The sequence below is a fragment of the uncultured Pelagimonas sp. genome, from assembly GCF_947498515.1.
Lineage (GTDB): Bacteria > Pseudomonadota > Alphaproteobacteria > Rhodobacterales > Rhodobacteraceae > Pelagimonas.
In genome coordinates this window covers 1-13,981 of the sequence record NZ_CANMKO010000017.1, presented here as the reverse complement: position 1 = coordinate 13,981, position 13,981 = coordinate 1, and the positions used below count along the sequence as shown (strand labels likewise).

At 57.9% G+C, this 13,981-nt stretch carries 9 protein-coding genes; 7 read left to right on the top strand and 2 right to left on the bottom strand.

What is annotated here, in order from left to right; all coding sequences use genetic code 11:
• Nucleotide 1 precedes the first annotated feature (1 nt).
• The 5 genes from Q1A43_RS21700 to Q1A43_RS21680 all read left to right on the top strand — a co-directional run bounded on the left by Q1A43_RS21700 (nucleotide 2) and on the right by Q1A43_RS21680 (nucleotide 8,041).
• Nucleotides 2-1,270, top strand: a complete 1,269-nt coding sequence (locus Q1A43_RS21700) for an ATP-grasp domain-containing protein (protein ID WP_299938874.1) — start codon at nucleotides 2-4, stop codon at nucleotides 1,268-1,270.
• Between the two features lie 18 nt (nucleotides 1,271-1,288).
• Nucleotides 1,289-2,653: an adenylosuccinate lyase family protein gene (locus Q1A43_RS21695; RefSeq protein WP_299938871.1), complete on the top strand. Its 1,365-nt coding sequence runs from the start codon at nucleotides 1,289-1,291 to the stop codon at nucleotides 2,651-2,653.
• Nucleotides 2,650-3,672 (top strand): cyclase family protein, encoded by a 1,023-nt coding sequence (locus tag Q1A43_RS21690; protein ID WP_299938869.1) that lies wholly within the window; start codon nucleotides 2,650-2,652, stop codon nucleotides 3,670-3,672. The genes Q1A43_RS21695 and Q1A43_RS21690 overlap by 4 nt, the downstream gene beginning before the upstream one ends.
• Nucleotides 3,673-3,794: 122 nt before the next feature.
• Nucleotides 3,795-6,296, top strand: a complete 2,502-nt coding sequence (locus Q1A43_RS21685) for a hypothetical protein (RefSeq protein ID WP_299938868.1) — start codon at nucleotides 3,795-3,797, stop codon at nucleotides 6,294-6,296.
• 29 nt (nucleotides 6,297-6,325) lie between these two features.
• Complete coding sequence (locus Q1A43_RS21680) at nucleotides 6,326-8,041, top strand: hypothetical protein (protein ID WP_299938866.1); 1,716 nt, start codon at nucleotides 6,326-6,328, stop codon at nucleotides 8,039-8,041.
• Here Q1A43_RS21680 and Q1A43_RS21675 read toward each other — a convergent pair.
• Together Q1A43_RS21675 and Q1A43_RS21670 are read right to left on the bottom strand one after the other, a co-directional pair.
• Nucleotides 8,038-9,357 carry a LicD family protein gene (locus Q1A43_RS21675; RefSeq protein ID WP_299938864.1) on the bottom strand — a complete coding sequence of 440 codons (1,320 nt, stop codon included), beginning with the start codon at nucleotides 9,355-9,357 and terminating at the stop codon, nucleotides 8,038-8,040. The two genes, Q1A43_RS21680 and Q1A43_RS21675, sit on opposite strands and share 4 nt — an antisense overlap.
• A 90-nt stretch (nucleotides 9,358-9,447) precedes the next feature.
• The gene (locus tag Q1A43_RS21670) at nucleotides 9,448-11,769 is read right to left on the bottom strand and encodes a calcium-binding protein (RefSeq protein WP_299938863.1); all 2,322 of its coding nucleotides are present in this window, start codon (nucleotides 11,767-11,769) and stop codon (nucleotides 9,448-9,450) included.
• Between the two features lie 103 nt (nucleotides 11,770-11,872).
• Here Q1A43_RS21670 and Q1A43_RS21665 point away from each other — a divergent pair, with 103 nt between their 5' ends.
• Together Q1A43_RS21665 and kdsA are read left to right on the top strand one after the other, a co-directional pair.
• Nucleotides 11,873-12,565, top strand: coding sequence for a hypothetical protein (locus tag Q1A43_RS21665; protein WP_299938862.1), 693 nt, complete (start codon nucleotides 11,873-11,875; stop codon nucleotides 12,563-12,565).
• Between the two features lie 198 nt (nucleotides 12,566-12,763).
• A complete protein-coding gene (kdsA, locus tag Q1A43_RS21660; RefSeq protein ID WP_299938860.1) occupies nucleotides 12,764-13,615 on the top strand; it encodes a 3-deoxy-8-phosphooctulonate synthase in 852 nt (283 codons plus the stop codon).
• Nucleotides 13,616-13,981: the final 366 nt, after the last annotated feature.

Genomic DNA, 13,981 nt, shown 5'->3' with positions numbered 1-13,981 from the left:
GATGGTAAGTGACACGAAACCCACAGCAGTGGTCCTAGGCGGTACAAATCCGCATATTCGGCTGATCGAACTGTTGCAGGCGCGCGGTTGGCGTGTGGTGTTGGTGGATTACCTTGATGCGCCGCCTGCGGCCCCGCATGCCGATCTGCATGTGCAAGAAAGCACGCTGCACCCCGATGCCGTGGCCCGCGTTGCCCGGGCGCAAAATGCCGAATTGGTGATTGCCACCTGTGTTGATCAAGCCAATGTCGTTGCCATTCAGGTCTCTGAAGAGCTGGGCTTGCCGCATCCCTATTCCTTTGCGACCGCATCGCTGATCGGCAACAAAGGCGGCATGAAGGGCCGTTTCGCCGAGGCCAACCTTCCCACGGCCCAGCATATTTTCCTTGGCGAGGATGACGTCACCGATCTTGAGGCGCGGATTGCGCATCTGACCTTTCCCATGGTGGTGAAGCCAGCCGATTCCAACGGATCGGCCGGGGTGCGCCGGGTCGATGACCTTGAGGCGCTGCGCCTGCACCTTGCCACCGCCTTTGCCATCAGCCGCGTGCGTCAGGCCGTGGTTGAGGAATTCGTCGAAGGTGCCGAGTTGTCTATCGATTGCTTTGTTGAAAACGGCCGGGCGAAAATCGTTCTGGTGCGGCGCAAGTTTGATATGCTCAATGTGCCGCGCGACAAGGTCATCCAATCGACCGGATCGATCGCCCCTTGGCCGCTTGAAGAGCGTTTGGACGAGGTCGAAGAGATCCTCTCGAAACTCGCCGCGGCGTTCGAGCTTGATAACGTGCCGATGCTGGTTCAGGCGTTTTTGAATGACAGCGGGATAAGCCTAATCGAATTTTCGCCGCGCCTCTCGGGGGGCACGGGATCGGCCGTGACCAAGATGATCAGCGGCTTTGACGCGATCGAAGCCTCGCTGGATAGCTGGCTTGGCAACCCGGTGCAGGTGGCTCTGAACCCATCGGGGCTTTGGCTGATGACCAACACGGTCTATGCCCAGCCCGGAACCTTTGATCGTGTCGAAGGTGTTGATGCCTTGATCGACAATGGCACGATTGCCCGGATGCTTCCCTATAAAACTGCGGGTATGGAGATTGGCAACGATATGTCGACCCGTTCGCGCGTGGGGGCGTTTCTTGTCACTGGACCAGACCGTGAAACGGTTTTTGCCCGGACCCGCACTGCGATTGATCAGATGGAAGTCTATGACACGCAGGGCAACGCGATCATGCGCAAGGATATTTTCGGCCAACTGGCTGAAGCCGACTAACATAAAAAAGAGGCCCCCATGCCCGCCACGCTCTTTGACAGCCCCTATTACGCTGACCAGTTCAGCACGCCCGCAATGCGGGAAATTTTCTCGGATATGGGCAGGTTTCAATCCTGGCTGGATTTTGAGGCCGCATTGGCGCGCGCCGAAGCCAGCTGTGATGTGATCCCATCTGAGGCGGCCGAGGCGATCACCGCAGCGGCCACCACCGACAATCTTGATCCGGCGGCGATGCGGGTGATGTTTGAAAAGGTTGGCTTTGCCATTGTGCCGCTGGTCAAACAGCTGACCGCCGCCTGTCCCGATCATGCTGCACGTTATGTGCATTGGGGCGCGACGACTCAGGATGCCTTGGACACGGGGCTGGTACTGCAAATGCGCACCGGTCTGGCTTTGATCGAGGCCGAACTTGACGGGGTGATTTCCGCGCTGGTCAAACTGTCGGCGGATCATCGCAACACGCCCATGGCAGGGCGGACGTTCCAACAGCACGCGGTGCCGATCACCTTTGGCTATAAATCTGCCGGTTGGCTTGACGAGGCTTTGCGCCATCGCGCCAAACTGCCCGAGATCAAGGACCGCGCCTTTGCGGTGCAATTTGGCGGCGCGGTTGGCACTTTGGCCCCGCTGGGCGACAAAGGCACCGCAGTGCGCGCAGCGCTGGCCCGCGAATTGGACCTACGCGATCCCGACATCACTTGGCACACGGGCCGCGATGGTCTTGGCGAGATGATTTTCTGGCTGGGTCAGGTCGGCGGTCTGCTAGGCCGGATTGGCACCGAAGTGGCCATGTTGATGCGCTCTGAGGTGAGCGAAGTGCGCGAACCTTACGTGCCGGGGCGTGGCGCCTCATCGGCGATGCCGCAAAAACGCAATCCCATCGCCTGTCCGCAAATCATCGCCATTGCCAACCGTTTGCGCGCCTTGGTGCCGCAGATGATGGAAAGCCAAATCCAAGAACATGAGCGTGGGATCAGCGCCATGCCAGTGGAATGGATGGTCATTCCCGAAGCATTTCTCTTGGCCTCCGGGGCCTTGATGCAGGCCCGCCCCATGCTTGAGGGCTTGGATGTGGACGTGGCCAATATGCGTCGCAATCTGGATATGGGCGGCGGGCTGATCATGTCCGAGGCGGTCATGTCCGGCCTGGCCCCGATCTTGGGGCGTGGCACGGCGCATGAGGTGGTCACCGGGGCCGCCGCAGCGGCCATCGACAGCGGGCGACATCTGCGCGATGCCCTGCTCGAAAACGAGACTGTTACAGCCCAATTTGACATAGAAACCATCGACCGCCTGCTTGAGCCGGGGAATTATACCGGGTCTTGCGGCGTGATGGTGGATGCGGTTTTGAACCGCGCCAAAACACAAGGATTCACCGCATGAGCACGACACGTTGGACAAACCGCCCCGAAGGATCAACTTGGGGCGATTGGGGCCCGGATGATCAATTGGGCCGGTTGAACTTGATTGGCCCTGAGCAGGTCAAAAAGGGCATCGCCGAGGTACAAACCGGCAAAACATTTTGCCTGTCGCTGCCGCTGGACCTGCCGGGGGGCAATGTGCTGTCTCCGGTGCGCTTCCCACCGGCGCTGCGCCCGGTCATTCGCAACGATGCCCCCTATTTCAACTATAACTGGCAGGAATTCGATCCGCGCTTTCCGGATATCGCCGCCGATGACGCGGTGCTGCTTTATACGCAATATTCGACCCAATGGGATGCGCTGGCGCATCGCGGTTCGAACTTTGATGTGATGGGCGACGGGGTTGATGTCCCGGTCTACTACAACGGGTTCCGCGCTGGCGAAGATCTGACCATGGACAGTGGCGAAAACGGGCATGTCACCTGTGCCCACAAGCTGGGGATCGAGAATTTCGCGGCCCACGGCCTGCAAGGGCGCGGTGTGTTGATCAACCTGCACAAGCATTTTGGCGACACCCGTCATGACGTGTCTTACGACGATCTGATGCGGGTGATGGAGGCCGACAATATCACCGTGGAAGAGGGCGACATGCTGTTGCTCTGGACCGGGATCGACAAGATGATCCTTGCGGGGGCGGGCAACCCTGACCCGGCGATCAAGAAGGCCTGCGCGGTGCTTGACGGCCATGACAAGCGCTTGTTGCAATGGATTACCGATAGCGGCGTCGCGGCGCTGATCTCGGATAACATTGCGGTTGAGGCGGCCGGCAATCCGCTACCTGATGACTATTGTGGCTCTATTCTTCCCCTACACGAGCATTGCCTGTTTAAATTGGGTGTGCCGCTGGCCGAGCTGTGGCAGCTCTGCGATCTTGCTGAATGGCTCGAAGCGCAGGGTCGCAGCCGCTTCTTGCTGACGGCCCCGCCGCTGCGTTTGACCGGGGCGGTTGGATCCCCGGCGACCCCGATCGCGACGGTTTGATTTTTTAACACGACTTTCTATGCTGCATGTGCACGGTTGGACCATCGCTCCGAACTTTGCATGTGCAGCGATACCGCAATGGTATCTGTTTTTTTGCAACTTTGATTTCAGGGACCAGTCACATGGCCGCCAAGAAAACGACTTTCCGTTCCATGCTGCGCCGAACGGTTTTCGGAACGGCATCTGTTATAACGCACGCAGATCCGACCGGACGGGCCGAACGCGGTTTTCATCGCGCTTTGATTGGGCGGGCCAGCGGCAACCCCAAACAGTTGCAATCGCTTGCTTGGCACGCCGAGGAGCGCAACGATTTGCCTCTGGCGCTGGACGCTTGGGGAACCCTGGCGGCTCAGGCCAAGAAAAACTCAGCGGTCCCAGCGGTCAAAGCCTATGGGAAACTGGCGACGCTTGAGACACGCATGCGCCGACAGGTTGGTTTTTTCGCACCGGAAATTTGCCCAACATTCGCAGATGTGCCGGCGGTTGTCCTTGAGGCCGATAAATTTGCAGATCAAAGAGCCCCCACCGGGCGTGTTTTGCGCCAAGAAGCCGCCGCCTTGCAAAGCTTCTGGCATGATTGCACCGCTTTGCCAGATCAACAGGCAGCACGGTTGCGCAAGGCCTATGCCTCATTGGCGGCGCACCGTATTCGCGCCGGCCGTCAGCATATTGCGCTTTCTGCTCTGCAACCCGTTCTTGCCAATTGGCCGGACTATCAAACGGCATATCCCCTGTTCTACAAGGCGGTCTTGCATTCTCTTGTCGCGGTCTTGGAGACAGTTCCGGATGGAGGCGATCATCAGGTTTGGTGCACATTGGATGATTGGTGGCGGTTCTTTGAAGCGCGCCGCGACCACCTGACAGATCCAACTCTGGCCCAAATTTGGAAGCTGACCCTGCGCATTTCGCAGAAGTTTCAACAACAAGGCCATATGGAAAATGCCGAACGGGTGATGATGCCTGCCTTTGAGCATTGGGAAGATAATAGTGCGGCGCTGACCATTTTGGCGCGCACCTCCGAAAGCCGTGGGGATTGGCGGGGCGCCGCCCAACAGTGGCAATTATACGCCGCTATCATGAACCCGGTTTCGACCAAAAGCGGCACTATTATTGCCGAAAATGCCGAAGAACGTGCCCGCAAAGCCAACTATGCGCGCACCTCTCTACGTGGGGTTCGCGCCGAATTGGCACTAGAGGCGCGGGCCGCGGGGCGCGCCCGCGAATTTCGTGAAATGGTGACCCGTATCGTCGAAAGCCTGCCTGATCAGCGCTTGCTCAAATATGATCCGCGCCTTTTGGAGGTCACCCGGACCTATGTGCAGGATGCCTTGAGTGAAGATGGGGTTTTTGCCCCGCCAAAACCGGTTGAACCGGGCAAGTTGCGGCGGGTGGTCTTGGCATTGGACATCCTCAAGGTCTCGGACGTTCACACCCATAGCCGGGTGATTTTCACCATGTGCCGCAATATGCTGCGCCATGACCCGGATCTTGAGATGCACGTGGTCATCACCAATGAACGTTTCGCCGTCACCACACCGATTGTGTCACCTTCGTTCCACCCCAAGCGGGATAGCGATTTGATCGACCGGGCCAAGATGGCGCTTGGGGATTTGTTTGGCTCGCGGTTCCAACTGCATAATCTGCATGAACCCAATCTCGAAGGCGTGGTCTCTGCGGCCAAGCATATCCTGAACCTGCGCCCTGATCTTGTGTTGTATGGGGGCGGCCATCGGGGGCTGTTTTCCAACGAAAGCCGTTTGGTGCGCCATGTGTTGTACGATCTGGTGCCGGCCGGCTTCTTGTATATTCAGGCCAACAATGAGGTCGATCCCAAGTTCGACATGATCATCGCCCGTGGCCCCCATGAAATCGAAGGCGACGCGGGGGCTGCAACCGTGCGGGTGCAACCCTATCCGACAATTGTCGAAGAGGCGTTGGATCAGGCACAAAAGGCCATCGATCCGAGCAAAGCGGCAAGCAAGACCATCGTGTCGGCGATCACCGGCGTGCGCATGGATGTCCGTCTGAGCGAAATGGACAGCGCCGAAATGGATCACGTCTTTTCGGTTCTGGATCGGGTGCCGGGCAGTATCTGGCACTTTATCGGCTGCAAGGACGTTGCCGCGGTGCGCAAAGCCAACCCTGAAATTGCCCGCCGGGTTGATGCGGGGCAAATCGCCTTGCACACGGTGATGCCCTTTGATGAGTTCACCACCTTGGTTGGTAATGCGGCCCTGTTCCTGCACCTTCCGGGCTTTACGGGTGGCTCTGGTGGCGCCGCTGTGGCGCGACGTGGTGCGATTCCGATTCTGACGTTCAACCACTCGGATGTCTCCGGGCGCCAACCTCCTGAAACGGTGTTTGAGTTAGAGAACATGTCGGGCTTTGCCGATATGGCGGTGACCCTTTTGCAAGACCCAGCCCGCTGGAGCGCCATTGCAGAGCGCCAGATCGCCCATACGAATTGGATTCGTGAGACCTCTGTTCAGGGTTTTCATGATTGCCTGACCGAAACGGCGCGCTTGGGGCAGGTGCGACTGGGACAAGGCAAGGATTTGCCTGCTACGGGAAACCCCGTGCTCGACTCCGGGGCCTCTGACGTCATAGAAGGCGCCACTGGCTAAGGCCGGGTTGGTCGGCACAAGGCACCTGAATGGAACGCAACCTCTTGAAAGCATATCGCCGGTTTGTCCCGAACCGGCTCAAACGTGCGCTCTCGCCTGAGATCAAGACCCGCGTTCTGGATGCGCTGCTTTACCTGACTGCGCGCCCTGGTATGGGCGATCTGCGGCTGCGCCAAAAAGCGATGGCCGCCGAGCGTCGTGCGGATTGGCCCGAAGCCATGCGGCATTGGCAACATTTGGCGCTGTTGAGCCATCCCAAGCGCAATGACAAAGACCTCTCAACGCTGCCACCCAGCCTAACATCACCGCAACCGGGCCAACCCGAAGAAGATGCGTTGCGCAAAACCCGCTACGCGCTGACTGGATTGCGCCGGGCCCGCGCGCAATACGCTCTGGCGCTCTATGCCAATGGGCAGGGGCGTGCCGGGGATGAGCAGGTGTGTCGGGTGATCGAAAGCCTGCCTGATCACCGCATTTTGAAAAATGACCCGGTGATATTGAAGGCCGCAAGTCTCTATTTGCGTCGCGCCCTAAGCGAAGATGGGATTGCGCGCCAAGGGATGCCAGCCAGCCGACCCAAAACCATTGTGCTCTGCTTGGACGTCTTGAAAATTTCCGATGTGCACACCCATGCGCGGGTTTTGTTTACCATCTGTCGCAATCTGCTTGAGCTTGATCCCGACATCATCGCCCATATCGTGGTGACCCGCGAGAGGTTCGTGGTGACAACGCCGATTTTGGCCCACGCGTTTACCCCAAGTCGCACCGCCGAGGCACAGGCCCAAGCCCGCGCCGCCCTTGGGGATTTCTACGGCAGCCGCTTCCATCTTCATATGTTTGACAGCTACGGACTTGGTGGGGTGTTGGAGAGCTGCCGCAAGATTTTGGAGCTGAAGCCGGATGTCATGCTTTATGGCGGCGGTCATCGTGGCTTTTTCTCAAACGAAAGCCGCCTTGTGCGCCATACCTTGTTTGATCAGTTGCCCTCGGCGTTTTTCTATATCCAATCCAACAATCAAGTAGATGCCAAACTGGATATGATCATCGCCCGTGGCCCCCATGCGATTGACGGAGATCCGGGGCAGGCGCGGGTACGTGTCCAACCCTACCCAACCATTCGCGCCGACGAGACCGAACCACCCCCACCCGAGGTGCAGCCGGAAAAGCGTCACAGCAAGATCATCGTGTCGGCGATCACCGGTGTGCGGATGAACCAACGTCTGGCCCAACAGGATCGCAGTACAATCGAGGCGCTTTTGTCGATTCTGGACAAGGTGCCGGGCAGTGTTTGGCATTTTATCGGGGCCGCCGATCCCGATGCTTTGGCGCGTGACATGCCCAGCATTGGCAAGCGGGTGGACAGCGGTCAAATCGTTGTTCATCCGGTCTTGCCGTTTGATGAATTCACCACGCGCGTGCAGGGCGCGGCATTGTTTGTGCATCCTCCGGGCTTTACCGGCGGATCCGGCGGCGCCGCTGTGGCGCGGGGAACGGGCATTCCGATTTTGACATGTCGTGATAGTGACGTCTCGGGGCGCCAACCTGCGGAGACCGTGTTTGACGCCAAAGACATGGCTGGCTTGGCCAGTAAAGCCGCAGATTTGCTGCAAGATGACGCGGCGTGGAGCGCCGTGGTGCGCCGCCAAATCGAGCATAAGGCCTGGATTCGGGAGACATCGGCGTCCGGGTTTTACGACTGCTTATGTGAGACTGTTTCAGCCTATCAAGAGCGTTGCAGCGACTAAAACCCAATCCGGGCGGCATAGTCAGCCAGCGGATAAAGCGGGCTATAGCGGACTGGCACGATCTGACCGGGATAGCGTTGAGCCAAGTCACGTTGTTGCGCATCACTCAGGCAAATTTGATGCAGGGCTTTGCGGGCATTCTCGGGTAGGCTGCGGCCGGTATTGCTATAACTGGGATCGGGTACGCGCCAATTTGCGCCGTAATAGGCCTCTAGAAAGCGTTCGGGCTGATGGGGGCGGAGCACATCCATTCCACGCATCTTGGCGGCCTCTGGTTCAGAAAACAGAGACAAATCCAGCGCAAGTGCCGCATGTTTATGGAGCCAAACCTCGCCCTGTTGGGGGGCGAATACGGGTCGATTGTCCAAATGCACCCAAGCGGCCCCATCGCGGGCGCGAATGCGGAAGGGGCGGCCAAACTCATTGAGCACAATCACATAGCCTAGCTCAGCCAAACGGCTCATCTGGGAGATGGCTTCGCCCCTGACGGCCTCGGGCGTGGTCTCTGAGCTTGGGTATCCAACATCAAAATCATCATCACCGGGAATGAAATCACCGCTACGAAGTTGGCCAAGCAGGGTGCCATAGAGAATGAGAAGCGGGCGATTGAATTCGCGGGCATAGACGTCTTTGAGTTCGGAATAGAGGTCCAAGTAGGCGGTTTGCCGTGCGTCTAATTCGACACTGTTTAGGCGGAAACGCCCCTTTTTGTCCAAGCTGCCTCTCTCAGAAATGACCTTGTCGATGGTGCCTTGCCCATGGGGCATCGTGGTTCGCCAGCCGATGCCGCCTTCGGGGGTTGCCAAGATTGATCCATCGGTTCCATCTATCAAGCGCGCCCGAAGCAATCCGGATGTTGGAAACGCCTCAAGCACCTCGCGGCTTAGGATCATGCGAAAGCTGGCGGTGCCGTTGCGCACAGATAGGGTTTCAATCCGTAATACCGTGTCATCAAGATCAATTTGCAGCTGTACCGGCGCGGACCCAAGGCCAGAAATCTGGCCGCCAATCCGAAGCCCGAGAAAGCTGATCTGTGCAAAAAACACGCCCTGAGAGGGGCCGGAAACATGGCCTTCTGATTCCAATTGGGTGGAAAACAGCGGGTCTGTGACGGCTTGACCGTTTCCATAAAGCTTGGCTGCTATATCGGAACGGCCGGACGCGCACAGGCTGCGGGCATGGGTGAAGCCAAAATCCGGATGGCGGGTGCGGCGAAACAAATGCCCGGCGAGCTGACCGCGCAGTCCCAATGGCAAGCGCTGTGTGTAGCGCGCCAAATATCGCTGGTGAAAATCAAAAAACCGGCGACGCACCATGCGGCCCTTTTCATTGGTTCAAGTCGCATGGCTTATCGCCGTTTTGGCCCCTTGGCACAATGGCACCAAGGGGATTGGTTTGTGACGCCCTTAAAGGATCAAGTCGCTTTCGACGAGGGCCGTGCCCGCGCCGAGATCAATCGAAACTTCCGATGACGGGTCGCCATCTAGGTCAATGTAAAGGCGGCCAACGGTGCTGTTGTAGCGCACCTCATTGCCTGCTCCGGTGTAGCTGCTGACAAAGGTCAAAGTGCCAGCAAAGCCGGATAGGTCGATCATATCTTGGCCGGAGGTAAAGTCACTGATGGTATCGCGGTCCGATCCATGGGGGCTATCGGTGGCCGTGTCAAAGACAAAGACATCTGCCCCGGACCCACCATTGAGGAGGTCAGTGCCGGCCCCGCCAATCAGCTCATCATTGCCGCTGCCGCCAAACATCCGGTCATTGCCGGAGCCGCCGTTGATTGTGTCGTTGCCGTTGTTGCCGGCCAACACATCATTGTCCGCCCCGCCATAAAACCGGTCATCCCCACTGGAGCCGCGCATGGTGTCGTCGCCGGCACGCCCTAACAAAAGGTCGTCATTCGCGCCGCCAGATGTCCAATCGTCTCCATCTTCGCCGTTCAGAGTGTCTTCGCCGTCATTGCCATAAAGCGTGTCGCCATCATCGCCGCCATTAACGCGGTCGTCACCGCCGCCGCCAACCAGCAGGTCATCGCCTTCGCCGCCATTGATGGTCTCAGCATCATCGCCGCCATAGGCGCGGTCATTGCCGTTACCGGCGTCATAGAGGTTTGTACCATCGCCGCCGCGTAGGATGTCCTCGCCGTCGCCACCATTCAATGTGTCATTGCCCGCATCCCCACGCAGGCTGTCATCGCCAAGATCGCCCGACAGGCTGTCATCGCCACTATCGCCGCGCAGCGTGTCGTTTGCTTCACCACCAAACAGGGTATCATTGCCGGTTCCACCACGCAGGGAGTCATTGCCCTCCTCACCGTCAAGATAGTCGTTGCCAGTGTCGCCGAGCATAACGTCTTCGCCCGCGCCACCTTCTAGCGAGTCATCCCCATCGCCGCCGCGCAAGGAATCGTCGCCCGCATCACCATAGAGATAATCGTCGCCATCATCGCCGCGCAATGTGTCGTTGTCGTCCCCACCGTGCATCTGGTCATTGTCATCGCCGCCCCGCAAGGAGTCATTCCCGGCACCGCCATAAAGGACGTCATCCCCGGTATCGCCACGCAGTGTGTCGTTGCCGGGCTCATCCGTGGTATCGCCCGCACCGTGCAGGGTGTCATCGCCTGATCCACCGAGCAGGGAATCATTGCCATATTCGCCAAGCATCCAGTCATTCCCGGCTTCTCCAAGCAGGGTATCATCGCCGTACCAGCCCAGTATGACGTCATCTCCAAGGCCGCCCAGAATGTTATCATTCCCGAGATCAGCCGAAAGGGTATCGTTACCAGCGAGACCCATGATCAACATGTCTTGGCTATTGAATGGGAGGGCGTTATCGGCCTGATTGGTTCCAACCCAGATGTCACCATATGACACCCCATTCACAACAATCGTATCTGGGGTTTCGTCATCCGAGTATACAAAGCTAGCGAGCACATTTTCATCGGCGTCCTCTAGTGTCCCCCCGGTCACTTCGACCCCGTCGAGGTCTGACAGGCCCAGACCGTCAAAGCCTTCGAAATAAATACCGTCGTCAGCGATGACATTCAGCATCAGAACCGCAAGGGTCCCAAAGTTATCCAACGCCGGGAATGCGCCGTCGATTGTCAGGGTCAGACTGCTATATCTCAGAACGATTTCATCGCTTGAGACACTGATGCTTCCGATCTGGTCATCACCATCGAATAACCCGAACCCGGTCAGGGAGACATGCGAATAGGTATCGAGGAAGTAATCTTCCATGTCCTCTGTAAGGGGCTCCCCTAATTCAACCAGGCTTTCAAAGGCCTCTTGGAAATCGACAGACAGCTCAGAGATTTCATAGATGTCGTCAAAGGATTGTGGCCCGTCTCCCAAAATCCCAAGAGCGAGATCCCCGGATTCGAACCAATAGCCAGTGGCATCAAAATCCAGGCTCAGGATTTCATCACCGTCATAATCAACCGTAATTTCCGAAAACGACCCATCCGCAACGGAGCCGTCCAAGGCTTCCAGAAGCTCCTCTGCGGTGCCGACCGGGTCAAATCCCGTCCCGGAGACGGTGACGTCATAGTCGCCAAAGGACATGCTCACTTCTGTGGCGCTCAGGGTGGTGAAGGTCGGGTCGGTTGTATCGAGGATTTCAGAGAATGCGGTCAGCTCGTCCTGATAGAGTACATCAAGAGAGACATCTTGGAGCAAAATGTCGTAAACGGCTTCAATATTGGGGAGGGTCGTTGTCACTGTCGACATGAAAATACTCTTCTTAAAAGGTTGGCTCTGCTTATAGCTACTCTTTTCATTGTTAAATGTCAGTATAGGATCTGTTGCGGATAAGGTGCTGGGGAAGCCGAAAATGTTGGTGCGTACATGTGTGTGGCTTCTGTTGGCGCTGGCGGGCCTCGCGCAACCGGGTTTCGCGGCTGATTTGAAGCTGAGCATTGGGACGGGCACGGCCCATGCGGAACATGCGGCCCAGGCGGCGCTATCCGAGGCATTCTTTGGGAACCAAACGGAGCTCGTATTTGGAGACCAGGACCGTGGTGATGCGCTGAACCTTTTACGCGGTCAGAGCCTCAGCCTTGGCATCAGCCAGCCGGTTCTGTCCTTTGGGCCGAAGGTTGAGCTGCTGGTGGGGGGGGCGTTGAGCTACGCGCGGCAGACGTACCGGCTTGAGGATGGGCTTGGCATTTTTACCGATCCCACACAGATCAAGTTGCATACATGGTCTTTGTGGGGGGAGCTAGAGCTACAGCGCACTTTGGTCTTTGGACCTGCGGTCGCCAGAGAAAAGCAAGGATCAGCCCGTCAGGGGCAATTGGCCTTGGCGGTTGGTGCGGTCCACAGCCGCTTTCATGCCCACCTGAGATCGGCACTCCTAGATGTCAAAGCAACGGGGGAAGCACAGGCATTATATGTGCGCGGTCGGTTTGAAGTCGACTTGTTGCCCCCAAAGGTTGGGGCACCCACACCGCGATGGCGGGCAGCGATCACAGGGTTTAACAACCAAAGCTGGGATGTGACGACCGGATTGGTTTTGGTGTTTTGAGACGCCCAATAGGAATACCAGCCGGGTGTCATTAGGGCCTCGAAGACGTCGCCCGCATCAATTCCGTGCTCGAGCGCCTTGCGTAAATATGGATTCATTCGGCACGGCGAACGCGTTATGCAAGGCAAACGCTGCCTCGCGGTGCCGAATGACCGCCCGTTTCTGAGGAAACGCAAGACGCTGTGAAGGACCTATAAGATGAACGTCACCGAGACCAAAGCCACCCAGACCAAAACCGTGATGGTTGGCGGCATCGCGATTGGCGGTGCCAACCCGATCTCCCTGATCACCGGGCCGTGCCAGCTTGAAAGCCTCGATCATGCGCGGATGATGGCGGAAAAGATCGCCGAGGCCTGTGCGCCCACCGGCACGCGTTTCATCTTTAAGGCCAGCTATGACAAGGCCAACCGGTCGTCGATCAGCACCCAGCGGGGCTTGGGCATGGATGAAGGGCTCAAAATCCTGGGCCAGATTGGCAAGGAGTTCGGCGTGCCGGTTTTGACCGATGTCCATGATGCCAGCCATTGCGCCCCGGCGGCCGAGGTCTGTGACATCCTACAAATCCCGGCCTTTCTGTGCCGCCAGACCGACCTGTTATTGGCGGCGGGCGAAACCGGCAAAGCCATCAATGTGAAAAAGGGGCAGTTTCTAGCCCCTTGGGACATGGGCAATGTTGCCGAGAAAATCGCCAGCACGGGCAATGACAACATCATGCTCTGCGATCGCGGCACGTCCTTTGGCTACAACACCCTTGTGTCGGACTTTCGCGGCCTGCCGACCATGGCGGCGACCGGCTACCCAACCGTCTTTGATGCGACGCATTCGGTGCAGCAACCGGGCGGACAGGGCACCACATCGGGCGGCCAACGCGAATTCGCCCCGGTTTTGGCGCGCGCCGCCTGTGCGGTTGGCGTGTCGGCTTTGTTCATCGAAACCCACCAAGACCCCGATACAGCGCCGTCTGATGGGCCCAACATGATCCCAGTCGATCAGATGGGAGCCCTAATCGCCAACCTGCGCGCCTTCGATTCCCTAGCAAAGGGGCTGTGAGGGCTGAAAACAGGCCGGGGCGGGGTATGAAAGTGCCGCTTCGCAACCAACCCGGTCGTGAACGCCTGTTGAAATAGCGTGTTACGGGCGTTTCCAAAATAAATCGCCAGAAAATGCAAAAACTTTCAAAAAGTGCTTGCGGCCCCGAAAAGACACCCTTATAGACCAACTTCTCAGAACGATGCACACTGCATCACGGCGACAAGCACAACGCTTCGAACCAAGGGCTGAGACGGAATATTGAGGTAGAACAAGGCGTTGCGCGCTGGGTAACTTGCGCGGATGGTTTGATTTTGTCTCTGGAGCTTTATGGTTCCGCGTTATTTGACATAGTGACTATCTGAAGAGATATGTGGGCGGTTTTGG

What these genes read in the sequence shown, in the direction of transcription:
- Q1A43_RS21700 (WP_299938874.1), top strand. Translation starts at nt 2, where the DNA reads ATGGTAAGTGACACGAAACCCACAGCAGTGGTCCTAGGCGGTACAAAT.
- Q1A43_RS21695 (WP_299938871.1), top strand. Translation starts at nt 1,289, where the DNA reads ATGCCCGCCACGCTCTTTGACAGCCCCTATTACGCTGACCAGTTCAGC.
- Q1A43_RS21690 (WP_299938869.1), top strand. Translation starts at nt 2,650, where the DNA reads ATGAGCACGACACGTTGGACAAACCGCCCCGAAGGATCAACTTGGGGC.
- Q1A43_RS21685 (WP_299938868.1), top strand. Translation starts at nt 3,795, where the DNA reads ATGGCCGCCAAGAAAACGACTTTCCGTTCCATGCTGCGCCGAACGGTT.
- Q1A43_RS21680 (WP_299938866.1), top strand. Translation starts at nt 6,326, where the DNA reads ATGGAACGCAACCTCTTGAAAGCATATCGCCGGTTTGTCCCGAACCGG.
- Q1A43_RS21675 (WP_299938864.1), bottom strand. Translation starts at nt 9,357, where the DNA reads ATGGTGCGTCGCCGGTTTTTTGATTTTCACCAGCGATATTTGGCGCGC.
- Q1A43_RS21670 (WP_299938863.1), bottom strand. Translation starts at nt 11,769, where the DNA reads ATGTCGACAGTGACAACGACCCTCCCCAATATTGAAGCCGTTTACGAC.
- Q1A43_RS21665 (WP_299938862.1), top strand. Translation starts at nt 11,873, where the DNA reads ATGTTGGTGCGTACATGTGTGTGGCTTCTGTTGGCGCTGGCGGGCCTC.
- kdsA (WP_299938860.1), top strand. Translation starts at nt 12,764, where the DNA reads ATGAACGTCACCGAGACCAAAGCCACCCAGACCAAAACCGTGATGGTT.